Genomic DNA, 22,816 nt, shown 5'->3' on the forward strand with positions numbered 1-22,816 from the left:
CAAAGAAGCGAATTGGGGCGCACACCAGGCGGCTTTTACCACGCTTGCATTCGATTGCAATCCGACACACTTTGTTACGCCTCGGGGCCCACCCGTCACCCACAATGCCTTCGCACCCCAGCGTTTGTGTCCAAATGTTGTGCGCTACCTCGGGCCCCGGATGACCTATCCGCCTGGCGCGCTCATGACGACACAGTCGCGGTGCAAAGTTACCCCCTCCTTTCGAATTGACCCCTCGAAGGGATTTCCCGTCCGCGCGGTGCTCCCCGGCCCGCGCGCTTTTTTTTGCGTGCGCAATTCGCGCGCCTGCCTCCCCGTCCGGGCGTCTTCCCGCATTGGATTGCATCCAGCCGATCTCGCTGCCAACCTGCATCTGCGCGAAACACGCTCTTACAAAGGCAAGTCGGCCCCTCGGCGCCTGCCGCGTTAAATGGAGACATCCACGCGGCACAGGCCGCCATAAAAACGAGGGCCTCATCATGTCCAAGGTTTCCCGTCGTTCCCCTCTCTGCTCCGGTGTACGGCTGCCGCACGTGTTGCGCGCGGTGGGGGTTGCCGCCGTATTGCTGGTCTGTGGTGCGCAAGCTGCGATGGCCGCCGACCCGGCTTCGAGGGTGGCTCGGCTGTCGGACTTTTCGGGCACGGTGAGCTTCGCGCCCGCGGGTTCCGACGACTGGGCGGGCGCCTCGCTCAACCGCCCGCTCACCACGGGAGATCGCCTGTGGTCGGACCAGGGCAGCCACAGCGAACTCCACGTCGGCTCCACGGCGCTGCGCCTCGGGCAGAACACTGGCGCTACGCTGATCGACCTGGACGACCGCAACACGCAGGTAAAACTCACGCAAGGCGCGCTGTCGGTACGCGTGCGGTCGCTGCCGGCCGACCAGACCATCGAGATCGATACACCCAACCTGGCGTTCACGCCCCAGGCACCGGGCGAATACCGTCTTGACGTCGCCCCTGATGGTTCCAGCACGACCGTCACCGTGTGGCACGGTCAAGGCACCGCCTACGGCGACGACCGCTCCACCCCGCTGGGCGCGGGTCAACAAATCCGGTTTGGCGGCACGGACCTCGCCGAGGCCGGTGGCACCGACAATCCCAGTCGCGACGCCTTCGACCGCTGGGCCGAATCGCGCGACGCCCGCGAAGACGCTTCCGTGTCCGCCCGCTACGTCGGCCGCGAAATGACCGGCTACGAAGCCCTCGACGACAACGGCACATGGCGTGAAGAAGACGGCTACGGCGCCGTGTGGGTGCCGCGCGCCGTACCCGTCGGCTGGGCACCGTATCGCACAGGCCATTGGGCGTGGGTTGCGCCGTGGGGCTGGACGTGGGTGGACGACGCGCCGTGGGGCTTCGCCCCCTTCCACTACGGCCGCTGGGCGTACGTCGGCTCGACCTGGTGCTGGGTACCGGGGCCGGTCGTGCCCCGGCCCGTCTATGCGCCGGCGCTCGTCGGCTTCGTGGGCGGCGGAGGCGGCGGCGGCGTGAGCTGGGGGATCAACATCTCGATCGGCTCACCCGGGGTGGCATGGTTCCCCCTGGCGCCCGGCGAGGCGTATCGCCCGGTGTATGCAGCCAGCCCGACCTACGTGACGAACATCAACCGCACGGTGGTGGTGAACAACGTCACGGTCAACAAGACCATCATCAACAACACCACCAACGTGACCAACGTTCGGAACGTGAACCGGGTCACCTATGTCAATGCCAACAACCCAGCCGCACTGACGGCGGTGCCAGCCAAGACTTTCGTCAACGGGCAGCCGGTCGGTCCTGCCATGACGCATCTGCGACCGGAACAATTGCGCGCGCAGATGGCGCATGCGCAATTTGTGTCGACGCCGGCGCTGGCACCGGTGCGTGCCAGCCTTGTGGGCGCAGCAGCCAACGGCGGGCCGCATCAATTGCCGCCGCCGCAGGCATTTGCACGCCAGGCGATTGCGGTGCGCGCACCTGCCGTGCCGGCAGGCGGGCACGATGCGTTGGCAGAGCGGTTCCGCTCGCAGGGCGGTGCGCTGCCGGGTGCTGGCCCGGCGTGGACGGGCGGCAATGCAGGCACCCGGGTCGCGCCGGTGCGGGGGCAGGGCAATGTAGAGATGTCGACCGCACCCGCGGCTGCGCAGGCTGCGGGTCTACGGTTGAGCCACGCCGCTCCGAATGCGCAGAGTGCGCCGGCGCACGCCGGCAGCGAGGCGGGCCGACCGCAGGAACAGCACGCTGCGAACGGGCCGCAAGGCTTGATGAGCTCGCCGAATCCGCAAGGTGCGCAAGGGCCGCGTGGTGCCCAGCCTGGACCGGCTCCGCAGGCGCTGATGGCGCCAGGCTCGATCAACCTTCCACGCCCCTTGCCTGGTGCTGCCGCGCCGCAGGAACCCCCGGGACAACCGCAGACTGCGCAGGCGCCTCAGGGCCCGGCGGGCATGACGACACGCCCGCCGCAGCGCGACGGCACGCCCGGCACACCGCGCGAGGAGCGCCGGGGCTTCGAGCCGCGTCCGCAACTGCCGCAGCCCAGCACGCAAGCGCCGCACCCGCAACCGCAACCACAGCACGGTGGTCAGGAGCTGAATCGCTTCAACGGCACCCCAGCACCGGCCTCACAGGAGCACCCGCACAACGAGCCGCCGCAGCCGCAGGTGCACGCCCGGCCGGAGACAGAACAGCGCCGGCCGGAACCGCACATGGAAGCCCCGCGGCCGGCACCGCAACCCCATGTTGAGATGCGCCCGCCGCAACCGCAGGCTCAGCCACGTCCATCTGAGGCTCGCCCGCCGCAACCTCAACCGCAGGCCCAACCGCCTCGGCAGGAACACCATGATGCCCAACCGCATCCGCAAGGCAATCGCGGTGAGGAAAAGCACGAAGGTGAGCACCGCTGAACAGAGCGCCTCGCCTTTGATAGGCAAAAAAAAAAGCAGCCCTTCGGGGCTGCTTTTTTCGTCTGCGCTCGTGGCCGATGACACTGGCCAGCTCACACTTGACTTGCCTTAGCGCTTGCGACGCAGGCGCGCGATCGCTGCAAGCTGCGCAGCGGCCACGGCCAGTTCACCTTGCGCACGGGCCAGATCCAGATCGCTGCTTTGGTTCTGCAGCGCCTCTTCGGCCGCACGCTTGGCTTCGTTCGCCTTGGCTTCGTCCAGGTCGTGACCGCGGATTGCGGTATCGGCCAGCACGGTCACCCTCTTCGGCTGCACTTCGAGAATGCCACCGGCAACGAACACGAACTCTTCGCCGCCGTCTTCCTTCTCGATGCGCACGGCGCCCGGCTTGATGCGCGTGATCAGCGGCGTGTGGCCGGGCAGAATGCCCAGCTCGCCGGCTTCACCAGGCAGCGCCACGAACTTGGCGTTGCCGGAGAAGATCTCCTGCTCAGCGCTGACGACGTCTACATGAATGGTTGCCATCTCGATTCCTTTGCTCAGAAAAGCAGCTTCCTGAAGGGGCTTCAGGAAGCCAGTACTGGCCCCGGCTCACGCGCGGTGCCAGACGTTGCTCTTACTGGAGCTTCTTGGCCTTCTCGAAGGCTTCGTCGATCGAGCCGACCATGTAGAACGCCTGTTCCGGCAGGTGATCGCACTCGCCGTCCACCAGCATCTTGAAGCCGCGGATGGTTTCCTTCAGCGGCACGTACTTGCCCGGCGAGCCCGTGAACACTTCAGCAACGTGGAACGGCTGCGACAGGAAACGCTGGATCTTACGGGCGCGGCCCACAGCCAGCTTGTCTTCCGGCGACAGTTCGTCCATGCCCAGAATCGCGATAATGTCGCGCAGTTCCTTGTAGCGCTGCAGCGTCTTCTTCACGCGGTCGGCGACTTCGTAATGCTCCTGGCCGACCACTTGCGGGTCGAGCTGGCGCGACGTCGAGTCGAGCGGATCGACTGCGGGGTAGATACCCAGTGCAGCGATGTCACGCGACAGCACGACGGTCGAGTCCAAGTGCAGGAAGGTCGTTGCCGGCGACGGGTCGGTCAAGTCATCGGCAGGCACGTACACGGCCTGGATCGACGTGATCGAGCCGGTCTTGGTCGACGTAATACGTTCCTGCAGCTTGCCCATTTCTTCAGCCAGCGTCGGCTGATAGCCCACGGCCGAAGGCATACGGCCCAGCAGTGCCGACACTTCAGTGCCGGCCAGCGTGTAGCGGTAGATGTTGTCGACGAAGAACAGGATGTCACGGCCTTCGTCGCGGAAGCGCTCGGCCATCGTCAGGCCGGTCAGCGCAACGCGCAGACGGTTGCCCGGCGGCTCGTTCATCTGCCCGAACACCATGGCCACCTTGTCGAGCACGTTGGAGTCCTTCATTTCGTGGTAGAAGTCGTTGCCCTCACGGGTACGCTCGCCCACGCCAGCAAACACCGACAAGCCCGAGTGCTGCTTGGCGATGTTGTTGATCAGCTCCATCATGTTCACGGTCTTGCCGACGCCGGCGCCACCGAACAGACCCACCTTACCGCCCTTGGCGAACGGGCAGACCAGGTCGATCACCTTGATGCCGGTTTCCAGCAGGTCCACCGACGGCGACAGCTCGTCGAACTTCGGGGCCTTCTGGTGAATGGCGCGCTTCTCGTCGGACGCGATCGGACCGGCTTCGTCAATCGGGCGACCCAGCACGTCCATGATGCGGCCCAGCGTGCCGTGACCGACCGGCACCGAGATCGGCGCACCGGTGGTCGCCACGCGCATGCCGCGACGCAGACCGTCGGACGAACCCAGCGCAATGGTACGCACCACGCCGTCGCCCAGCTGTTGTTGCACTTCGAAGGTCAGGCCCTTCTCGGCGAACGAAGCGTCATTGCTGTCGTCCAGCACCAGCGCGTCGTAGACCTTCGGCATCGCGTCGCGCGGGAACTGAATGTCCACCACGGCGCCGATGCACTGCACGATATTTCCGTTTGCGATACTCATTTGTATCTCCAAATAACTTGATTCTTTGCCGTGGCTATCAGACTGCAGCTGCGCCGCTGACGATCTCGGACAGTTCCTTCGTGATCGCTGCCTGACGGGTCTTGTTGTAGACCAGTTGCAGTTCGCCGATCACGTTCTTTGCGTTGTCCGAAGCCGCCTTCATCGCCACCATCCGGGCCGATTGCTCGGAGGCCATGTTCTCGGCCACCGCCTGGTACACCAGTGCCTCGACGTAACGGATCAGCAACTCGTCGACCACCGTCTGCGCGTCCGGCTCGTAGATGTAATCCCACGAGTAGGCCTGCTTCTCGGCGTCGCTCTGCGTGAGCTTGTCGGCGGTCAGCGGCAGCAGTTGCTCGACCACCGGCTCCTGCTTCATCGTGTTGATGAAGCGGGTGTACGCCAGGTACACGGCATCGATCTGACCCGCGTTGAACGCGTCCAGCTGCACCTTGATCGCGCCGATCAGCTTTTCCAGATGCGGCGTGTCGCCCAGATGCACGACATTCGAGACGACCTTGGCACCGACGCGGCCCAGGAACTGCATGCCCTTGGTACCGATGGCGGTGGTTTGCGTCTCAACGCCCTTGTTCTGCAGATCGCGCAGTTGGGTGGTGACGGCACGCAGCACGTTGGTGTTCAAGCCACCGCACAGGCCTTTGTCCGTCGTCACCACGATCAGGCCGGCACGCTTGATGTCGCGCGCCACCATGAACGGGTGCTTGTACTCCGGATTGGCCAGTGCCATGTGCGCGGCCACGTTGCGGATCTTCTCGGCGTACGGTCGAGCAGCACGCATCCGCTCCTGCGCCTTGCGCATCTTGGATGCGGCGACCATTTCCATCGCCTTGGTGATCTTGCGCGTGTTTTGCACGCTCTTGATCTTGGTGCGGATTTCTTTTGTTCCGGCCATTTCTTCCTCTCCGTTCAAACCTGGTCACGCAGGCTACGCGCGACCAGTTTCGGGAATGACGCGGTTAGAACGCGGCGGACTTCTTGAAATCCTCGATCGCGGCACGCAGGGCGGCCTCATCTTCCTTCGACAGATCCTTCGTATCTTCGATGCGGTTGATGAGATCGGCGTACTTCGTCTTCAGCGTGTCGTGCAGGCCCTTTTCGAAAGCCAGGATGTCCTTCACGTCCACGTTGTCGAGGAAGCCGTTGTTGGCTGCGTACAGCGACGCGGCCAGCTGCCACACCTGCAGCGGCTGGTATTGCGGCTGCTTGAGCAGTTCGGTCACGCGGCGGCCGCGCTCGAGCTGCTTGCGGGTCGCTTCGTCCAGGTCGGAAGCAAACTGCGCGAACGCAGCCAGTTCACGATACTGAGCCAGGTCGGTACGGATACCGCCCGACAGCTTCTTGATGACCTTGGTCTGAGCAGCACCACCCACGCGCGACACCGAAATACCGGCGTTGATTGCGGGGCGCACACCGGCGTTGAACAGATCGGTTTCCAGGAAGATCTGGCCGTCGGTAATCGAGATCACGTTGGTCGGCACGAACGCGGACACGTCGCCGGCCTGCGTTTCGATCACGGGCAGTGCGGTCAGCGAACCGGTCTTGCCCTTGACTTCACCGTTGGTGATCTTTTCGATGTGATCAGCGTTCACACGTGCAGCGCGCTCCAGCAGACGCGAGTGCAGATAGAACACGTCGCCCGGGTAGGCCTCACGGCCAGGCGGGCGGCGCAGCAGCAGCGAAACCTGACGGTACGCCCAAGCTTGCTTGGTCAGATCGTCATACACGATCAGGGCATCTTCGCCGCGGTCGCGGAAGTATTCGCCCATCGTGCAGCCGGCGTAGGCCGACAGGTACTGCATGGCGGCAGAATCCGAAGCGGCAGCAGCCACCACGATCGTGTATTCCAGCGCGCCGTGCTCTTCCAGCTTGCGAACCACGTTAGCGATCGTCGAAGCCTTCTGGCCGATTGCCACATATACGCAGAAGATGCCCTTGCCCTTCTGGTTGATGATGGCGTCGACTGCAACAGCGGTCTTGCCGGTCTGGCGGTCGCCAATGATCAGCTCACGCTGGCCACGGCCGATCGGCACCATGGCGTCGATCGACTTCAGGCCGGTCTGCACCGGCTGGCTCACCGATTGACGTGCGATCACGCCCGGAGCGACCTTTTCGATCACGTCCGTCTTCTTGGCGTTGATCGGGCCCTTGCCGTCGATCGGCTGGCCCAGTGCGTTCACCACGCGGCCCAGCAGTTCCGGGCCAACCGGCACTTCCAGAATGCGACCCGTGCACTTGACTTCGTCGCCTTCGGAAATGTGCTCGTACTCACCCAGCACCACAGCGCCGACGGAGTCGCGCTCGAGGTTCAGCGCGAGGCCGAACGTGTTGCCCGGGAATTCCAGCATTTCGCCTTGCATCACGCCCGACAGGCCATGAATGCGGCAGATACCGTCCGTCACGGAGATAACCGTGCCGGTGTTCTTTGCGTCAGCGCCAGCCTTCAAGCCCTCGATACGGGTCTTGATCAGGTCGCTGATCTCGGAGGGGTTCAGTTGCATCGAATGCTCCTAATTCTTCAATCTGTCTGCGGGCGCGCTACGTCGATGAAATCGCGTCGATTCATCGGCGCCTCGCGGAGCAGCATTACGCGGCGGTCAGCGCAGACTGCATCTGCGTCAGGCGCGCGCGCACCGAGGTGTCGAGCACTTCGTCGCCAATCTGCACACGCACGCCGCCGATCAACGAAGGATCGACGCTCACGTGAGCCTGCAGCTTCTTGCCGAACTTGCGTTCGAGCGTGGCGACCAGTTCGGTCAGGGGCGCGCCCTCAAGCGGGAACGCACTGGTGATCTCGACGTCGGCGGCGCCTTCACTGGCATTCCGCAGCACATGGAATTGCGCGGCAATTTCCGGCAGCAGCGACAGGCGCTTGTTGGCCACCAGCAGGCCAACCAGTTCCTTCGCCTCATGCGAAACCGGAGATTTCAGCGCCGACAGGAAGATCCCCGCCACATCGGCTTTGGAGAGCTTCGGATCATCGGCGACTGCCTTCATGTCGGGCACGGCGGCAATTTGCCCCATTTCCGACACGAGCTCAGACCATGCACCCAGATTGCCGGCCTTCGCCACGCGGAACAGCGCCTCTGCGTACGGACGGGCAACGGTTGCGAGTTCTGCCATGATTACAGCTCAGCCTTGAGTTGATTGAGCAGATCGGCGTGGACCTGCGCATTGACTTCACGCTTGAGGATCTGCTCGGCACCCTTGACGGCCAGCGTGGCAACCTGGTCGCGCAGCGATTCACGCGCGCGCACGGTTTGCTGCTCGGCTTCGGCCTTGGCTTGCGCAATGATGCGCGCGGCTTCGGCTTGGGCGTTTTGCTTGATCTCTTCGGCGCTCATCTGGGCACGCTTTTCAGCGTCCGCGATGCGTTGCGCGCCTTCATTGCGCGCTTCGGTCAGTGCCTGCTCGACCCGCTTGTTGGCCAGCTCCAGCTCAGCCTTGCCCTTATCGGCAGCGGCCAGGCCATCGGCAATTTTCTTCGCGCGTTCGTCGAGCGCCTTCACCAGGGGCGGCCAAATGAACTTGGCAACAACCCACCACAGGATGAAGAACACGACCATCTGCGCGACGAGTGTGGCGTTCAGGTTCATGGTGTGTTCCTTTCGGTATTGAGACTACGGATCAATGCACGAAGCGGCGAGGGTTACGCGCAGCGTTCACCCAGGCCGCCTCCGGCATCATGCAGACCGAAAAGAATTACTTGATGACCGACAGCAGCGGGTTGGCGAACGCGAACAGCATGGCCACACCAACACCGATCAGGAATGCCGCGTCGATCAGGCCAGCCAGCAGGAACATCTTCGTTTGCAGCGGGTTCATCAGTTCAGGCTGACGTGCGCACGCTTCGATGTACTTGCCGCCCATCAGTGCGATGCCGAGGCAGGCGCCGATAGCACCCAGGCCGATGATGATGCCGATACCGATGGCGGTCAGACCTTGGATGTTGGCGAGAAATGCTTGCATGATGACTCCCTTTTACGTGAAAGACTAAGAACTTGAGAACTTGGAAAAATCAAACGGAACCGGAGAACCTGAACCGCAACTACTTAGTGGTGTTCATGTGCCTGGCCGATGTACACCAGCGTCAGCATCATGAAGATGAAGGCTTGCAGCAGCACGATCAGGATGTGGAAGATCGCCCACACTGCGCCAGCCACCACGTGACCCACGAAACCCAGTGCCGACGTGTCGGCACCGAACGTCCAGACCGAGCCAAGCAGCGCGATCAGCAGGAACACCAGTTCGCCCGCGTACATGTTGCCGAACAACCGCATGCCCAGCGACACAGCCTTGGCGAGGAATTCAATGATGTTGAGGATCAGGTTGAACGGCGCGAGATACCACTTGGCGCCAAACGGGGCCGACAGCAGCTCGTGCGCGAAGCCGCCGGTGCCCTTGATCTTGAAGCTGTAGTAAATCATCAGGATCAGCACGGCGAACGACATGCCGAACGTGCCGTTCAGATCGGCCGTGGCTACCGCGCGGTGGTGCGGCACATGCACGCCGAACGTGCCGAGGAGGTGGTTGACGCCCGTGACCCAGTCCACCGGGATCAAGTCGACCGCGTTCATCAGCGTGACCCACACGAAGACCATCAGCGCCAGCGGAGCGATCCAGGAACGATCGCCGTGGATGATGCCCTTGGCCTGGTCATCGACCATCTCGACGACGAGTTCAACGAAAGCCTGGAAGCGGCCCGGAACGCCAGAGGTGACACGACGCGCAGCGATACCGAGGAAGACGATGCCAATCAGGCCCATCAACACGGACCAGAACATCGTGTCCCAGTTGATGACGGAGAAGTCGACCACGGAGGCCTGTTTGCCGCCAATGCTATTGAAATTCTGCAAATGCTCCGCGATATACGCGGAAGGCGTGAGAGCGTGCTCGGCGGCGTGGCCGGCGGCTTCTGCGACTTCAGTTGCCATGATGATTCAGTCCAATATTGCGAAACATTCTTCGTGATCCGTTCCGACCCGCGCCCAATTCTGCCAGGTGTTTCCTGGAGATCGCGGACTGCACGCGGCTGAAACGCGTCACCTTATTCTTGCGGAGTGTCAGCGCAATGAACCGGGCTTCTCCTGCCTCAGGTCCTTGCCGTGTGCCAACACGCCAGTGTGCCCGCCATGCCGCAGTGGGCTGGAGCCGCCTCAACGCACTAGCGCAGTGCGAGACCGACCCAATACATCTTGAGCGCCAGGATCAGGGTGATCAGCAAGGGCGGCCAATGCAGACCCTTGAACACCACCACCACGATCACCAGCAGCGCGACCGTGCCAAGCACCTTGATCGCTTCGCCCACTACGAGGCGGGCAATGGATTCGAACCCCTTGGCCGTCGACAGCCGCATCGCGAACCATGCCGAAGGCACCACACATACGCCCCCGCCCAGCAGCGCCGACAATCCAGCCTCGGCAGCTGACGCAGCGCCCGTGCCCGCGAACCAACTGCCGACATACCAACCGAGCCCACACAACAGTGTGATGGCCACTTGGCCGAGCACGATGGAAAAGGGCGTGATACGCGAGGCCTGCACAGCCTGCTCGCCAAACAGGGCGACCGCTTCGTCATGCGATAGCACATGCACCGGCGGCTCCGCCTGCTGATCATCGTCCCAACTGTCGTGCTTCGGATCCTGCATCGGCTGGGGCCGGGCGGCTTTCAACGAAGCGTAAGAATCGGGCCGTTGCCGGTCAGCTGGCTGCATGGAAGAATGTGCTTTCATCATGCCGCACCGCTTTGGGTCAGGCGGATTTAAAACCGCACGATTTTACGGGACATGGCGTTCGCCAGTCAACGCACAAGCGAACCCTTCTGTGGGCGCCTTCGACAGCACTTCGCGCGGCCGCGTTCCGTTCGGAGCACGCAATGCGGTGCTGCTGCCGGGGTAACCAATCCGGCTGACGGCGCGGCGCCCGGTTGATTCCATGATGGTGTTGGTAGCGTCGAGCGTCGATGACGTGCGAGGTAATCGCACCAATTCCGTGCGAGCGTGCACCCGCACATGGCGCAGAGGCGCGGATTCCCGCCCCTGCGTCAAACGGTCGCAGGTCCACTCAGGCAGCCTCTTCGCCGGCGTCGAGACGCAGACGCGCCAGCAGCCCATCGAACTCGTCGAGACTGCTGAATTGCACGGTCAGCTGACCGCGCCCCTTGGCCGCCAGCTTGATCTGCACACCCAGGCCGAGCTGGTCGGCCAGCTCCTCTTCGAGGCGGGCCACGTCGCGGCCGCCTTGGTGCCCACCCTTCTGCTTTAGCGATTTCAGCTCGAACGGCTTGAGCGTCGACGCCACCAGTTTTTCCGTCTCGCGCACCGACAGGCGCTTGTTGACGATCTGGTTGGCCAATGTGATCTGTGTGGCACCATCGACGGCGAGCAGCGCGCGGGCGTGGCCCATGTCGAGGTCGCCGGCCATCAGCATGGTCTGCACTGGCTGAGCGAGATTGAGCAGGCGCAGCAGGTTCGACACCGCGCTGCGCGAACGCCCGACCGATTCCGCCGCCTGCTCATGCGTGAACTGGAATTCACGCACCAGGCGCGCAATGCCCTGGGCTTCTTCCAACGGGTTGAGATCCTCGCGCTGGATGTTTTCGATCAGCGCCATGGCGGCGGCCGATTCATCCGGCACGTCCTTCACGAGGACGGGCACCTCGGTCAGGCCGGCGAGGCGTGAAGCGCGGAAGCGGCGTTCACCCGCGATGATTTCGTACTTGGGCTTGGCACCGTCGGACTCGACCTTGCGCACCAGAATCGGCTGCATCAGGCCCTGCGCCCGGATACTCGCGGCGAGCTCCTGCAGCGCGCCCTCGTCCATGCGCGTGCGCGGCTGATATTTGCCGGGCTGCATCTGCTCCAGCTTCAGCACCGTCGGCGCGCCCTCTTGCCTGGCGGCTTCGACAATCTCGGCGGGGCTGCCGAGCAGTGCTTCGAGGCCGCGCCCCAGTCCCTTCTTCTTCATCGTGCTCATGTTGTTCCTCTTGCTGCTCAGGCCGGCATATCGGCCATCTGGCGCACGCGCGCGATCATCTCGGCGCCGAAATCCAGATAGGCCTTCGCCCCCTTCGATGCCACGTCAAACGCCACGCCCGGCATGCCGTACGACGGCGCTTCGGCCAGGCGCACGTTGCGCGGGATCACCGTCTTGAACACCTTGTCGCCGAAGTGCGATTCGAGCTGGGCCGAGACCTGCTGCTGCAGCGTCACGCGCGGATCGAACATCACGCGCAACAGACCGATCACCTTGAGGTCGCGGTTCAGGTTGGCGTGCACCTGCTTGATGGTGTTGACGAGATCCGACAGGCCTTCGAGCGCGAAGTACTCACACTGCATCGGCACGACGACGCCGTGCGCGGCACACAGGCCATTGAGCGTGAGCAGCGAGAGCGAGGGCGGGCAGTCGATGAGGACGAAGTCGTAATCGGCTTCCACCTCGGCCAGCGCAAGCTTGAGGCGGTTTTCGCGATGCTCGAGATCGACCAGCTCGACTTCGGCGCCGGCCAGGTCGCGGTTAGCTGGCAACACGTCGTAGCGCCCGGCCTCCGAGCGCTGGCGCGCCTGCGGAATCGTCGCCAGCCCGACAAGGACCTGGTAGACGCTGGATTCGAGTGTGTGCTTATCGATGCCCGAGCCCATCGACGCATTGCCCTGGGGGTCGAGGTCGACCAGCAGCACGCGCTGCCCTTGCGCGGCCAGCCCGGCCGCAAGGTTCACCGTGGTGGTGGTCTTGCCGACCCCGCCCTTCTGGTTGGCGATCACGAAAATATTCGACATGACTCCTCTGCGGTGAATGGCTCGCTACAACGTTCGCTCACGCCGACGGCGCGAGGATGACCAAGTGACGCTCGGCCGGCAGCCCCGGCACCGTCAGGCGCTCGATGGCTTCGACGGTCCAGCCGGCGGGCAGACGCTCGATTTCGGCATCCGGGCGCACGCCCTTCATGGCGACCATGCGGCCGTGCGGCGCCAGCAGATGCCCGGCTAGATTCACGAAATCGACCAGCTCGGCAAAGGCACGTGAGGTGATGACGCCGTAGCCGGTGGCATCGGTCAGTTTTTCCACGTGGCCCCAATGCGATTGGGCGTTGGTCAGGCCAAGCTCGGCACGGCACTGCGTCAGAAAGGCCGTTTTCTTTTGCACGATGTCGACCATCGTGACGCTGACATCCGGAAAGGTGATGGCCAGCGGGATGCCCGGCAGGCCGCCGCCCGAACCAACGTCCAGCACGCGCGGTAAGTCGGGTTGAGCACGGCGGGCCAGCTCGGCGATGCGCGACACCGCCGACAGCGAATCCAGCAGGTGGTGCGTCAGCATGTCGCCGGCATCACGTATGGCGGTCAGGTTGTAGACGCGGTTCCATTTGGCCAGCAGCCCTTGGTACGCCAGTAGGCGATCGACTCGCGCTTCGTCCAGGGATAAGCCAAGCGCGCGGGCGCCGGCTTCCAGCTCTGCCCGGGCGTCTGTGAGTGCGTTCGCCATCAAGCGGCCTCGCCATCTGCGCTGGCGCGCGGGCCGACTTGGCCACGCAGCACGCCCTTCTTCAAGTGCACGAGCAGCAACGACACGGCGGCCGGCGTGATGCCGGAGATACGCGAAGCTTGTCCGATGGTCTCGGGCTTGTGCTTGGCGAGCTTCTGCTGGACTTCGATCGACAGGCCGCGCACTTGCGAGTAATCGAAATCGGCCGGCAGGCGCGTGTTTTCGTTTGCACCAAGGCGCTCCACTTCATCGGCTTGCCGGGCGATATAACCGTGGTATTTGATGCCGATTTCGACCTGCTCACGGATCTGTTCCGCCAGCAGCGGGTCTTCAGCCAACGGCGCTTCGAGCGCGTACTTGCCGCCCTGCATACCCATGAGCGTTTCATACGTCACGTTCGGGCGGCGCAGCAAATCGGCGAGGGCGTACTCACGCTCAATGCCCTTGCCCAGCACCGGCTCAGCGTCCTCCAAGGGCAGCGTGGCCGGATTCACCCACGTCGACTTGAGGCGCTCTGTTTCACGTGAAACAGCGTCGCGCTTCCGGTTGAACGCGTCCCAGCGTGCATCGTCGACGACGCCAAGCGCGCGGCCAACTTCGGTCAGGCGCATGTCGGCGTTGTCTTCACGCAGGCTGAGACGGAACTCGGCCCGGCTGGTGAACATGCGATACGGCTCGGTCACGCCCCGGGTGATGAGGTCGTCGACGAGCACGCCCAGATAAGCCTGGTCGCGGCGCGGCGTCCAGGCGTCCTTGCCCTGTACTTGCAGGCCGGCGTTGATACCGGCCAGCAGGCCTTGCGCCGCAGCCTCTTCGTAGCCGGTCGTCCCGTTGATCTGCCCGGCGAAGAACAGACCGGAAATCGCCTTGGACTCCAGTGAAGCCTTCAGTGCGCGCGGATCGAAATAGTCGTATTCGATGGCGTATCCGGGCCGCAGAATGTGGGCGTTTTCCAGCCCGCGCATGGAGTGGATGAGGTCCAGCTGCACATCAAACGGCAGGCTGGTCGACACGCCGTTCGGGTAGAACTCGTTGGTCGTCAGGCCTTCCGGCTCCAGGAAAATCTGGTGGCTGTCCTTGCTGGCGAAGCGGTGGATCTTGTCTTCGATGCTGGGGCAGTAGCGCGGCCCCACCCCTTCGATCACGCCCGTGTACATCGGGGAGCGATCCAACCCCGCGCGGATGATGTCGTGCGTGCGCTCGTTGGTGTGCGTCACCCAGCACGGCACTTGGCGTGGGTGCATCTCCGCCCGGCCCATGAACGAGAACACCGGCACCGGATCGAGATCGCCCGGTTGCTCTTCGAGCACGGAAAAGTTGATGGACCGGCCGTCAATGCGCGGCGGCGTGCCGGTCTTAAGACGGCCCTGCGGCAACTTCAACTCTTTCAGACGTGCCGACAGCGACACGGCCGCCGGATCGCCGGCACGGCCGCCGGTGTAGTTATTCAGCCCGACATGGATCTTTCCATCGAGGAATGTTCCCGCCGTCAGTACCACGGCACGTGAACGGAACTGCACGCCGACCTGCGTCACTGCCCCGACCACGCGGTCGCCCTCCACCAGCAGATCTTCGACCGCCTGCTGAAAGAGCATCAAATTCGGCTGATTTTCCAGGCGATGGCGAATCGCCGCTTTGTACAGCACCCGGTCCGCCTGGGCGCGCGTCGCTCGCACGGCAGGGCCCTTGCTGGAATTGAGGATACGGAATTGGATACCGCCCTCATCCGTCGCAATGGCCATAGCGCCGCCCAGGGCATCCACTTCCTTGACCAGATGGCCTTTGCCAATGCCCCCGATGGACGGGTTGCAGCTCATCTGCCCCAGCGTCTCGATGTTGTGCGTCAGCAGCAGGGTCTGACAGCCCATGCGCGCCGCCGCCAAGGCGGCCTCTGTGCCAGCGTGTCCGCCGCCCACCACGATCACATCGAATTCAATTGGATACAGCATGGCTTCCTCCTCGCTTGGAGGCATCGAAAATTTGAAGAAGCGGAATTATAAGTCGCGCAGCTTCACTGCAGTTCGACGATGCGGCAATCGAGACGAATTTGCCCTGGTTTTCGCGTTTCACGTGAAACATGCACCGCTTTGTCGACCCCGGTTGTGTTTCACGTGAAACACATCAGTAGGCGGGTGCCCTGGCCTCGCCTCTCTGAGGCGCACGCAGATAATCGATAAAGACCGTAGCTTGCCGGGCGGTTGCGGCATGCGGGAACTGGAGATGAAAGCGTTGCATCGGCGGGCACCAAGGCTCACGCACTCGAACGAGGGACCGACCGCCATCTGGTCGGCAACGGTGTAACCCGGCACGTGCACCAAGCCAATGCCGGCTTCGCCGCTTTCGTCAGTGCTTGGGCTCCTTTCCTCTTGAAAGCAAAACGCACGGCGCGAACCGTGCGTTTTGCGTGGGCCGATGACGTTAGGGCTACGTCATCAGTTCTGCAGCTTCCACTTGCCGTCCTTGATCTCGACCATGACGCGCGAGCGCTGATCCAAGCCAAGGTGGTCCTTCGCATTCATGTTCATCACGCCGTGCGAGATCGCCAGATTGGTCGTTGTTTCCATCGCATCGCGCAATCCCTTGCGGAACGCCGGCGTGCCGGGTTGCCCCTTTTTCAGCGCTTCAGGCATCGCCTGCGCGAGCAGCAATCCGGCATCCCACATGTGTCCGCCGAATGTGGAAACCTGTCCGCCGTACGCTTTCTCATATGCCGTCTTGTACGTTAGCGCCGGTTTCTTCACCGGGTTGCTGTCCGGCAGCTGCTCGGCCACCAGGATCGGACCCGCCGGCAGGAAGGTACCTTCGCAGTCCTTGCCGCACACGCGCAGGAAGTCCGCGTTCGCCACGCCGTGCGTCTGGTAGAGCTTGCCTTTGTATCCCCGTTCCTTGAGCGCGCGCTCCGGGAGCGCGGCCGGCGTACCCGAGCCGGCGATCAGCACCGCATCCGGATTGGCCGCCATGATCTTCAACACCTGGCCCGTCACCGACGTATCGGTGCGCGCAAACCGCTCGTTGGCGACAACCTTCAGCTTGCGCAGCCCTGCCACCTTGTCGAACTCCTGCGCCCACGAATCGCCGTAGGCATCGGCGAAGCCGATCAACGCGACGGTCTTCACGCCATGGTTTGCCATGTGCTCGGCAATGGCCGTTGCCATGTGGGAATCATTCTGCGGCGTCTTGAAGACCCACGCACGCTTGGCGTCCATCGGCTCGACGATCCGCGCGGAGGCGGCCAGCGTGATCATCGGCGTTTCGTTCTCGGCCACCACGTCGACCATCGCCAGCGAGTTGGGCGTGACAGTCGAACCGATCACCAGGTCCACCTTGTCTTCGGTGATGAGCTTGCGCGTGTTCTTGACGGCGGTGGTGGTGTCGGACGCATCGTCGAGCACGATGTACTCGATCTTCTTGCCGGCGATTTCCTTGGGCAGCAGCGCCACGGTGTTCTTCTCGGGAATCCCCAGCGACGCCGCCGGCCCGGTGGCCGACACCGTGATGCCGACCTTCACCTGGGCGAATGCCGTTCCTGCCAACAGCGCCGTCGCGGCGAGTGCAATGCGGGATGCGCGCGATACCTTCATGCCGTCTCCTTAGATAGGACGAGCGGGTCTGCGCCCGCCCTGAATCTACGATTGACCGACCGAAGGGTCGGGGATGATCGAGTCTAGAAGGAGTCACGCCACGCGAGCAAGGGGGAGATACCCCGAAACTTAACGTGTTCACGATCCAGGCAAATTCATCCCACGCGATAGACCCGTCCGCTCTGCACGCCCTCCACGCTGCGCCGGTATGCGAGCGCCGCACGCGCTGCCGAGACCGGTTCGAAGCCCGGAAAGAATGGGCCATACGCTTCCATCGATTCAGTCAGCACTGTCGGGCTGACCGCATTGATGCGGATGCCGCGCGGCAGCTCGCATGCCGCCGCGCGCACAAAGCCCTCCACGCCGGCGTTCACGGCGGTGGCGTTGGCGCCTTGTGCGATCGGCTCCTGCCCGACGATGCCGGTCGTCAGCGTGATCGAGCCGCCGTCGTTCAGATAATGCTGGCCGACCAGCGCCAGGCGCACTTGGCCGAGCAGCTTGTCCTGCAGGCCAACGTTGAAATCCGCCGCCGTCATCTGGGTCAGCGGCCCGAAGAACAGGTTGCCGGCGGTGGAGACGATCGCATCAACGCGGCCAACCCTGTCGAACAGTGCGGCCACGCTGTCGGCGTTGGTGATGTCGACTTGATGCTCGCCCTGCGTGCGGCCGATGCGGATGATTTCGTGCGTACCGCCCTGCTCCAGTTCTGCCACCACGGCGCGGCCCAGTGTGCCGCTGGCGCCAATCACGACGATTTTCATGCTGTGCTCCTTCGCAAATCCGGTTGGAATGGCGCCTATTCTTGGCCGAACCCCTCATGCGATAAAGCCGTGATACCTTCGAGCATTCCAAATCAATGGTTCGGAATATGGACAAGCTGCGCAGCATGGAGACCTTCGTTGCCGTGGTCGAAGACGGCAACTTCACCGAGGCGGCGGCGCGGCTCGAGATGTCCGCAGTGATGGTCGGCAAATATGTGAGCGCGCTGGAGACGCAGCTGGGCGCGCGCCTGCTCCAGCGCAGCACGCGCCGCCAAAGCCTGACCGACGCCGGCCGCGTGTTCTACGAAGATGCCAAGCGCGTGCTAGAACAGGTGCGCTGGGCGGAAACCTCCGTCGAACGGTTGCGCGCATCACCCTCCGGCACGCTGCGCGTGAGCGCGCCCACCACATTCGGCGCGTGCGTGATTGCGCCATTGGCGGCGACTTCCCAGCAGGCGCATCCGCAGGTGCGCGTGGAATTGAACCTCAGCAACGGCATGGTCGATCTCGTCGACGAGGGGTTCGACCTTGCCGTGCGCATCGGGCCGCTCGGCGATGCCGATCTGGTGGCCAAGCCGCTGTGCGTGTATCGCATGGTCATCTGCGCGTCGCCGCAGTACCTGGCGCGGTACGGCCGACCGGAAACGCCGGCCGACCTGCCGCAGCATCGCTGCCTGTCGCACATGGTGTGGAACAACCGCAATGCGTGGCAGCTTGCCGGCTGGAGCGGCGCCACGCCCTGGCGCGACGACCCGGCCTTCACCTGCAACGACGGCCATGGCTTGCGCGCGGCCGCGGTTGCCGGAGCCGGTCTGTTGCTGCAGCCCGAAGTGCTCGTCGCCGAAGACCTCGCCAGCGGCCGACTCGTGCGCGTGCTGCAGGCGTATGCGCCCGAACCGCGGCCGATTCATGTCGTGTATCGGCAGGATTGGCGGCCGCTGCCGAAGCTCTCCGGTTTTGTGGGGCATTTGCTGGAGCAGGTGCCCACGTTCGTCCCCGCATCGGCGGCACAATAGCGCCCATGAACCCCGAAGACCTCCAACGCCTCGTCACCACGCAAATGCCCTTCGGCAAGTACAAGGGCCGCCTGATTGCCGACTTGCCGGGCCATTACCTCAACTGGTTTGCGCGGGAGGGCTTTCCGCCGGGGCAGATCGGCCGCTTGCTCGCGCTGATGCAGGAGCTGGATCACAACGGCCTGAAGGGTCTGCTCGACCCGCTGCGCCAGAATCGGTGACAACGCGATCGATCAGTCGCCGTTGATGTATCGCAGCAACCCGGTCGCCAGCGCATCAAACACGACGCGGCAGCGCGGGCTGTCACGCAAGTCTTCATGCATGGCGAGCCAGGTGTCGAGCGTGATGGTGATCTGCTCGCTGAACAGCCGGACCAGATCTGCGTTGTGCCGTGCCAAGCCGACTTGGCAGAAGCCGATGCCGAAGCCCGCACGCAGCGCGGCAATCGCGGCCAGGTCACTGTCGGTGCGCAGCGCGAAGCGGTTGCGCTGCACCCACGGAAACTGCGCCCGCGTGCTGCGCAAGAACGCGTTCTCCTTGTCGTAGCCGATCAAGGTGTGGCCAGTGAGTTCTTCCACCGTGGTGGGCATGCCGCGCTGCGCCAGGTAGCGCTGATGCGCAAACAGCCCCAGCTCGATGCTGCCAAGATGCCGCGCGACGAGCACGCCCTGGCTCGGTGGCTGCATGCGCACGGCGATGTCCGCCTCGCGGCGCAGCAGGTCTTCCATCCGGTTCGAAGGCACCAGCTCAAGCGTCAGCTCCGGATAGGCGGTGTGCAGATCGGCGAGGATCGGTGGCAGCACTTCCACCGCCACCACCTCGCTGGCGGTGATGCGCACGGTGCCGCGAACGCCCTCCCCCTGGCTCGAAGCGGCGCGCAGCAAGGCAGCGCTCGTGGCCTCGAGCGATTCCGCAAATGGCCGCAGTGACAGCGCCGATTCTGTGGGGCTTAGCCCCTGCTGCGTGCGGATGAAGAGCGACATGCCCAGCGCCCGTTCGAGCGCATCGACATGCCGCCCCACCGTTGGCTGCGTCAGCCCGAGCGCCCGTGCGGCGCCCGACAGCGATCCCTCTCGCACGACGGCAAGAAACGTTCGATACAACTCCCAACCCGGTTCCGATGTGTCCATACAAATTTGTATAGTTGCACGCTCGATATCAACAATTCCATTGAAGCACAGGTACGCCCAGAATGCCTCCATCGCAACGCTCTCTCTCACATCAGGAGCACGGTCATGGAACAGGCAAACCAACAGGCAAAACGCATCGCATTGGTATTGGGCGCCACCGGCGGCATCGGCGGCGAAGTGGCACGCCGGCTGGTGGCACGCGGCTGGCATGTCCGGGCGCTGCAGCGCAATCCGGATGCGCTGACGAACCGCAACACTGCATTCGAGTGGATGCGCGGCGACGCGATGGTGCGCGAAGATGTGGTTGGCGCGGCGCAAGGCGCGGAGCTGATCGTCCACGCCGTCAACCCGCCGGGCTACAAGAACTGGGCCGGCCTGGTACTGCCCATGATCGACAACACCATCGCCGCCGCCCGCGCTTCAGGTGCGCGCATCGTGCTGCCGGGTACCGTGTACAACTTTGCGCCGGACACGTTTCCCGTGCTGCGCGAAACGACTGCGCAGGCACCGCTCACGCGCAAGGGCAAGATCCGCGCAGAGCTGGAGCGCCGCATGCAGGCCGCCAGCGCAGACGGCGTGCGCAGCCTGATCGTGCGTGCCGGCGATTTCTTCGGGCCGCAAACCAGCAACACATGGTTTGCCGGCGCGCTGGTCAAGCCGGGCAAGCCCGTCCGCACCGTCACGCAGCCGGGCGCTGCGGGCATCGGCCATCAATGGGCGTACCTGCCGGACGTGGCCGAAACGATGCTGCGTCTTGTCGAGCAAGGCGACCGTCTGTCGGACTTTGCCGTCTACCACATGCGCGGTCACTGGGATGCCGACGGCACGCAGATGGCCTCAGCGATTGGCCGCGCGGTGGGCCGCCCCGTCAAGACGCGCGCATTCCCGTGGTGGCTGATGCCCGCGCTGGCGCCGTTCTCGGAGATGCTGCGCGAGATGCGCGAGATGCGATACCTGTGGCAGCACCCGGTGCGCATGGACAACGCCAAGCTCGTGCAGGCGCTCGGCGCCGAACCGCACACGCCGTGGGATGAAGCCGTGGGCGCCACGCTGCGCAGCCTAGGCTGCCGCTGAAACCCGCGCGGCCGTCGCCAGGAAGTGCGCAAGATCCGGCGTGCGCTGCCCGGCCACCTTGGCGAGATCGTCCCACTGGCGCAACTGCAGCGCATCGGCAGCGTACGGACGCTGCATGAACGCCTCCGCCTCGTGCGCCGAAAACACGCCGCCCTGCAACGCCAGGCTGCGTATGGAATCCGGCGACAGACGCGCGTAGTAATGCGCATCCATCGCGCAGAGGCACCGCTTTGCGTCCACATGCAGGCGGATCGGCTCCAGCACGGCATCGGGAAACGTCGCACGCAGAAACGGCAGCGCAAAGTACTGGTGCTGATCGTCGATGCCGTGGGCGGTAGGCGTGTCGCCCTGCAGGTTCAGCAAATGGCCAAGATCGTGCAGCAGCGCCGCCGTGACCAGCACATCCGACGCGCCGGCCGCCTCCGCCAGCGTCGCCGTCTGCAAGGCATGTTCCAACTGAGTGACAGGCTCGCCGCTGTAGGCAATGTTGCCGTGGCGATCGAATAGCGTGCGGATGTCGTCGAGAGTCAGGGCCATGATGCTGCGCGTGCAAAAGCGGAACCTTGCAGCCTAGCCCGCCCATGCGGCATCACTATGACAACGCGTCGCGCATTAGCCCGCGTGATCTACCCGATTAGAAAGTTTGGTTGGGCATGCGCGGCACGTGGCCTTATCTTCGGTGCCTTCCCCCCCATCGGAGCGCATCATGCTCGCAGGACACGCCGTACAGGTCACCCAGGCGCTGGAACAGGTCACGGACTATTGGTCGCCGCGCGTCGTCGGCCAGGTCAACGACCAATACATCAAGGTCGCCAAGCTCAAGGGCGAGTTCGTCTGGCATGACCACCCGAATGAAGACGAACTGTTCTTCGTGGTCTACGGCCACCTGAAAATTGCTTTCGAAGACCGCGCCGATGTGCACCTCGGCCCCGGCGAATTCTGCGTCGTGCCGCGCGGCGTGCGTCACTTTCCCGTTGCCGACGAGGAATGCGGAATTATTCTGATCGAAACCGTGACGACGCAGCACACGGGCGACGTCATTACCGAGCGCAGCGTGGCGCTCGAGAAGCAACTCAACGGATGAACGCGTCGTAAGCCGTCTTCAAAATCAACGCCAGCACCACCACGATGAACACCTTGCGCACGAAGCGGCTGCCGTGCCGCAGCGCGAGGTGGCTGCCGACCTGATTGCCGGCCACGTTGGCCACCGCCATCACCAGGCCGAGCTGCCACCACACGTGTCCCTTGGCAGCCAGCAGCAACAGCGCAGCCACGTTGGTCGCCAGATTCACGATCTTGGTAGACGCCGACGCGTGCAGGAAGTCGTACCCGAACACGCGCACGAACACGATCATCAGAAAGCTGCCGGTGCCCGGGCCAAACACGCCGTCGTAGAAACCGATGGCCGCGCCGGCCAGCAATGCCGCCGCGCGCTCGCGCCAGCCCTTGAGGCTCGGAGCGTGGTCGGCGCCCAGATTCTTCTTGGCCACCGTGTAGACGAGCAGCACCGCCAGCACGAACGGCAGCGCACGGCGCAGCGGCTCGGCCGGAATATGCGTGAGCGCCCACGCGCCGAGCAGCGAAAACACAAACGCCGTGACCACCGCCGGTGCCGTGGCGCCCCAATAAATACGCACCGTGCGGCCGTAGCGCACCGCCGCCGTCGCGGTGCCCGACATCGACGCGACCTTGTTGGTGCCGATCAGCGTGGCGGGGGCGATGTTGGGATACGCCGAGAAGAGCGCTGGAATCTGCACCAGGCCGCCGCCACCGGCCACCGCATCGATCAGGCCGGCCAGAAAACCGGCCACGGCGAGCAAAGCGAATTCCATCAGGAGAAAC

General features: G+C 64.0%; 23 protein-coding genes. 5 read left to right on the plus strand and 18 right to left on the minus strand.

Going from position 1 to position 22,816, the window contains the following annotated elements; all coding sequences use genetic code 11:
* The first annotated feature begins 479 nt into the window (after window positions 1-479).
* A complete protein-coding gene (locus N5B55_RS15525) occupies window positions 480-2,885 on the plus strand; it encodes a DUF6600 domain-containing protein (protein ID WP_304538604.1) in 2,406 nt (801 codons plus the stop codon).
* A gap of 108 nt (window positions 2,886-2,993) precedes the next feature.
* Here the strand turns inward: N5B55_RS15525 and N5B55_RS15530 are convergent, their stop codons facing one another.
* The 15 genes from N5B55_RS15530 to N5B55_RS15600 all read right to left on the minus strand — a co-directional run bounded on the left by N5B55_RS15530 (window position 2,994) and on the right by N5B55_RS15600 (window position 17,754).
* Complete coding sequence (locus N5B55_RS15530) at window positions 2,994-3,410, minus strand: F0F1 ATP synthase subunit epsilon (RefSeq protein ID WP_304538605.1); 417 nt, start codon at window positions 3,408-3,410, stop codon at window positions 2,994-2,996.
* A 91-nt stretch (window positions 3,411-3,501) separates the two neighbouring features.
* Window positions 3,502-4,905, minus strand: coding sequence for a F0F1 ATP synthase subunit beta (gene atpD, locus N5B55_RS15535; RefSeq protein WP_037028786.1), 1,404 nt, complete (start codon window positions 4,903-4,905; stop codon window positions 3,502-3,504).
* 43 nt (window positions 4,906-4,948) lie between these two features.
* Window positions 4,949-5,824 carry a F0F1 ATP synthase subunit gamma gene (gene atpG, locus N5B55_RS15540; protein WP_178959601.1) on the minus strand — a complete coding sequence of 292 codons (876 nt, stop codon included), beginning with the start codon at window positions 5,822-5,824 and terminating at the stop codon, window positions 4,949-4,951.
* A gap of 64 nt (window positions 5,825-5,888) precedes the next feature.
* The gene (atpA, locus tag N5B55_RS15545; RefSeq protein ID WP_009239556.1) at window positions 5,889-7,430 is read right to left on the minus strand and encodes a F0F1 ATP synthase subunit alpha; all 1,542 of its coding nucleotides are present in this window, start codon (window positions 7,428-7,430) and stop codon (window positions 5,889-5,891) included.
* An 85-nt stretch (window positions 7,431-7,515) separates the two neighbouring features.
* Entirely contained in the window at window positions 7,516-8,052 is a 537-nt protein-coding gene (locus tag N5B55_RS15550; protein WP_009239555.1) for a F0F1 ATP synthase subunit delta, read from the minus strand.
* A gap of 2 nt (window positions 8,053-8,054) precedes the next feature.
* The gene (locus tag N5B55_RS15555) at window positions 8,055-8,525 is read right to left on the minus strand and encodes a F0F1 ATP synthase subunit B (protein WP_009239554.1); all 471 of its coding nucleotides are present in this window, start codon (window positions 8,523-8,525) and stop codon (window positions 8,055-8,057) included.
* Between the two features lie 106 nt (window positions 8,526-8,631).
* Window positions 8,632-8,898, minus strand: coding sequence for a F0F1 ATP synthase subunit C (atpE, locus tag N5B55_RS15560; protein ID WP_003262709.1), 267 nt, complete (start codon window positions 8,896-8,898; stop codon window positions 8,632-8,634).
* Between the two features lie 83 nt (window positions 8,899-8,981).
* Window positions 8,982-9,863 carry a F0F1 ATP synthase subunit A gene (atpB, locus tag N5B55_RS15565; RefSeq protein ID WP_065858305.1) on the minus strand — a complete coding sequence of 294 codons (882 nt, stop codon included), beginning with the start codon at window positions 9,861-9,863 and terminating at the stop codon, window positions 8,982-8,984.
* A gap of 230 nt (window positions 9,864-10,093) precedes the next feature.
* A complete protein-coding gene (locus N5B55_RS15570) occupies window positions 10,094-10,642 on the minus strand; it encodes an ATP synthase subunit I (protein WP_304538606.1) in 549 nt (182 codons plus the stop codon).
* A 349-nt stretch (window positions 10,643-10,991) separates the two neighbouring features.
* Entirely contained in the window at window positions 10,992-11,903 is a 912-nt protein-coding gene (locus N5B55_RS15575) for a ParB/RepB/Spo0J family partition protein (RefSeq protein WP_009239551.1), read from the minus strand.
* Between the two features lie 17 nt (window positions 11,904-11,920).
* On the minus strand, window positions 11,921-12,706 hold the full coding sequence (locus N5B55_RS15580; RefSeq protein WP_304538607.1) for a ParA family protein: 786 nt from the start codon (window positions 12,704-12,706) through the stop codon (window positions 11,921-11,923).
* A gap of 37 nt (window positions 12,707-12,743) precedes the next feature.
* Entirely contained in the window at window positions 12,744-13,412 is a 669-nt protein-coding gene (gene rsmG / locus N5B55_RS15585) for a 16S rRNA (guanine(527)-N(7))-methyltransferase RsmG (protein WP_304538608.1), read from the minus strand.
* Window positions 13,412-15,361: a tRNA uridine-5-carboxymethylaminomethyl(34) synthesis enzyme MnmG gene (mnmG, locus tag N5B55_RS15590; RefSeq protein ID WP_304538609.1), complete on the minus strand. Its 1,950-nt coding sequence runs from the start codon at window positions 15,359-15,361 to the stop codon at window positions 13,412-13,414. The genes rsmG and mnmG overlap by 1 nt, the downstream gene beginning before the upstream one ends.
* 483 nt (window positions 15,362-15,844) lie before the next feature.
* Window positions 15,845-16,993, minus strand: a complete 1,149-nt coding sequence (locus N5B55_RS15595) for an ABC transporter substrate-binding protein (protein ID WP_304538610.1) — start codon at window positions 16,991-16,993, stop codon at window positions 15,845-15,847.
* A 155-nt stretch (window positions 16,994-17,148) separates the two neighbouring features.
* On the minus strand, window positions 17,149-17,754 hold the full coding sequence (locus N5B55_RS15600) for a short chain dehydrogenase (RefSeq protein ID WP_304538611.1): 606 nt from the start codon (window positions 17,752-17,754) through the stop codon (window positions 17,149-17,151).
* Window positions 17,755-17,861: 107 nt separating this feature from the next.
* Between N5B55_RS15600 and crgA the strand changes: the two genes are divergently transcribed.
* Together crgA and N5B55_RS15610 are read left to right on the plus strand one after the other, a co-directional pair.
* Entirely contained in the window at window positions 17,862-18,770 is a 909-nt protein-coding gene (crgA, locus tag N5B55_RS15605) for a LysR family transcriptional regulator CrgA (RefSeq protein ID WP_304538612.1), read from the plus strand.
* 5 nt (window positions 18,771-18,775) lie between these two features.
* Window positions 18,776-18,991 (plus strand): DUF3820 family protein, encoded by a 216-nt coding sequence (locus tag N5B55_RS15610; protein ID WP_009239545.1) that lies wholly within the window; start codon window positions 18,776-18,778, stop codon window positions 18,989-18,991.
* 12 nt (window positions 18,992-19,003) lie between these two features.
* On the opposite strand, the gene N5B55_RS15615 is transcribed toward N5B55_RS15610, so the two are convergent.
* On the minus strand, window positions 19,004-19,900 hold the full coding sequence (locus tag N5B55_RS15615) for a LysR family transcriptional regulator (RefSeq protein ID WP_304538613.1): 897 nt from the start codon (window positions 19,898-19,900) through the stop codon (window positions 19,004-19,006).
* 105 nt (window positions 19,901-20,005) lie between these two features.
* On the opposite strand from N5B55_RS15615, the gene N5B55_RS15620 reads away from it, so the two are divergent.
* Window positions 20,006-20,974, plus strand: coding sequence for an SDR family oxidoreductase (locus tag N5B55_RS15620; RefSeq protein WP_304538614.1), 969 nt, complete (start codon window positions 20,006-20,008; stop codon window positions 20,972-20,974).
* Here N5B55_RS15620 and N5B55_RS15625 read toward each other — a convergent pair.
* Window positions 20,960-21,511 carry a phosphonate degradation HD-domain oxygenase gene (locus N5B55_RS15625; RefSeq protein WP_154207883.1) on the minus strand — a complete coding sequence of 184 codons (552 nt, stop codon included), beginning with the start codon at window positions 21,509-21,511 and terminating at the stop codon, window positions 20,960-20,962. The genes N5B55_RS15620 and N5B55_RS15625 overlap by 15 nt on opposite strands.
* Before the next feature lie 169 nt (window positions 21,512-21,680).
* On the opposite strand from N5B55_RS15625, the gene N5B55_RS15630 reads away from it, so the two are divergent.
* Window positions 21,681-22,058 carry a cupin domain-containing protein gene (locus tag N5B55_RS15630; protein ID WP_065858324.1) on the plus strand — a complete coding sequence of 126 codons (378 nt, stop codon included), beginning with the start codon at window positions 21,681-21,683 and terminating at the stop codon, window positions 22,056-22,058.
* Here N5B55_RS15630 and N5B55_RS15635 read toward each other — a convergent pair.
* On the minus strand, window positions 22,048-22,806 hold the full coding sequence (locus tag N5B55_RS15635; RefSeq protein ID WP_027678832.1) for a sulfite exporter TauE/SafE family protein: 759 nt from the start codon (window positions 22,804-22,806) through the stop codon (window positions 22,048-22,050). The two genes, N5B55_RS15630 and N5B55_RS15635, sit on opposite strands and share 11 nt — an antisense overlap.
* Window positions 22,807-22,816: the final 10 nt, after the last annotated feature.

It is taken from the genome of Ralstonia pickettii, assembly GCF_030582395.1.
GTDB lineage: Bacteria > Pseudomonadota > Gammaproteobacteria > Burkholderiales > Burkholderiaceae > Ralstonia > Ralstonia pickettii_D.

Excerpts from the sequence above, each read along its gene's own strand:
- N5B55_RS15525 (WP_304538604.1), top strand. The coding sequence starts at position 480 with ATGTCCAAGGTTTCCCGTCGTTCCCCTCTCTGCTCCGGTGTACGGCTG.
- N5B55_RS15530 (WP_304538605.1), bottom strand. The coding sequence starts at position 3,410 with ATGGCAACCATTCATGTAGACGTCGTCAGCGCTGAGCAGGAGATCTTC.
- atpG (WP_178959601.1), bottom strand. The coding sequence starts at position 5,824 with ATGGCCGGAACAAAAGAAATCCGCACCAAGATCAAGAGCGTGCAAAAC.
- atpA (WP_009239556.1), bottom strand. The coding sequence starts at position 7,430 with ATGCAACTGAACCCCTCCGAGATCAGCGACCTGATCAAGACCCGTATC.
- N5B55_RS15550 (WP_009239555.1), bottom strand. The coding sequence starts at position 8,052 with ATGGCAGAACTCGCAACCGTTGCCCGTCCGTACGCAGAGGCGCTGTTC.
- N5B55_RS15555 (WP_009239554.1), bottom strand. The coding sequence starts at position 8,525 with ATGAACCTGAACGCCACACTCGTCGCGCAGATGGTCGTGTTCTTCATC.
- atpE (WP_003262709.1), bottom strand. The coding sequence starts at position 8,898 with ATGCAAGCATTTCTCGCCAACATCCAAGGTCTGACCGCCATCGGTATC.
- atpB (WP_065858305.1), bottom strand. The coding sequence starts at position 9,863 with ATGGCAACTGAAGTCGCAGAAGCCGCCGGCCACGCCGCCGAGCACGCT.
- N5B55_RS15570 (WP_304538606.1), bottom strand. The coding sequence starts at position 10,642 with ATGCAGCCAGCTGACCGGCAACGGCCCGATTCTTACGCTTCGTTGAAA.
- N5B55_RS15575 (WP_009239551.1), bottom strand. The coding sequence starts at position 11,903 with ATGAGCACGATGAAGAAGAAGGGACTGGGGCGCGGCCTCGAAGCACTG.
- N5B55_RS15580 (WP_304538607.1), bottom strand. The coding sequence starts at position 12,706 with ATGTCGAATATTTTCGTGATCGCCAACCAGAAGGGCGGGGTCGGCAAG.
- rsmG (WP_304538608.1), bottom strand. The coding sequence starts at position 13,412 with ATGGCGAACGCACTCACAGACGCCCGGGCAGAGCTGGAAGCCGGCGCC.
- mnmG (WP_304538609.1), bottom strand. The coding sequence starts at position 15,361 with ATGCTGTATCCAATTGAATTCGATGTGATCGTGGTGGGCGGCGGACAC.
- N5B55_RS15595 (WP_304538610.1), bottom strand. The coding sequence starts at position 16,993 with ATGAAGGTATCGCGCGCATCCCGCATTGCACTCGCCGCGACGGCGCTG.
- N5B55_RS15600 (WP_304538611.1), bottom strand. The coding sequence starts at position 17,754 with ATGAAAATCGTCGTGATTGGCGCCAGCGGCACACTGGGCCGCGCCGTG.
- crgA (WP_304538612.1), top strand. The coding sequence starts at position 17,862 with ATGGACAAGCTGCGCAGCATGGAGACCTTCGTTGCCGTGGTCGAAGAC.
- N5B55_RS15610 (WP_009239545.1), top strand. The coding sequence starts at position 18,776 with ATGAACCCCGAAGACCTCCAACGCCTCGTCACCACGCAAATGCCCTTC.
- N5B55_RS15615 (WP_304538613.1), bottom strand. The coding sequence starts at position 19,900 with ATGGACACATCGGAACCGGGTTGGGAGTTGTATCGAACGTTTCTTGCC.
- N5B55_RS15620 (WP_304538614.1), top strand. The coding sequence starts at position 20,006 with ATGGAACAGGCAAACCAACAGGCAAAACGCATCGCATTGGTATTGGGC.
- N5B55_RS15625 (WP_154207883.1), bottom strand. The coding sequence starts at position 21,511 with ATGGCCCTGACTCTCGACGACATCCGCACGCTATTCGATCGCCACGGC.
- N5B55_RS15630 (WP_065858324.1), top strand. The coding sequence starts at position 21,681 with ATGCTCGCAGGACACGCCGTACAGGTCACCCAGGCGCTGGAACAGGTC.
- N5B55_RS15635 (WP_027678832.1), bottom strand. The coding sequence starts at position 22,806 with ATGGAATTCGCTTTGCTCGCCGTGGCCGGTTTTCTGGCCGGCCTGATC.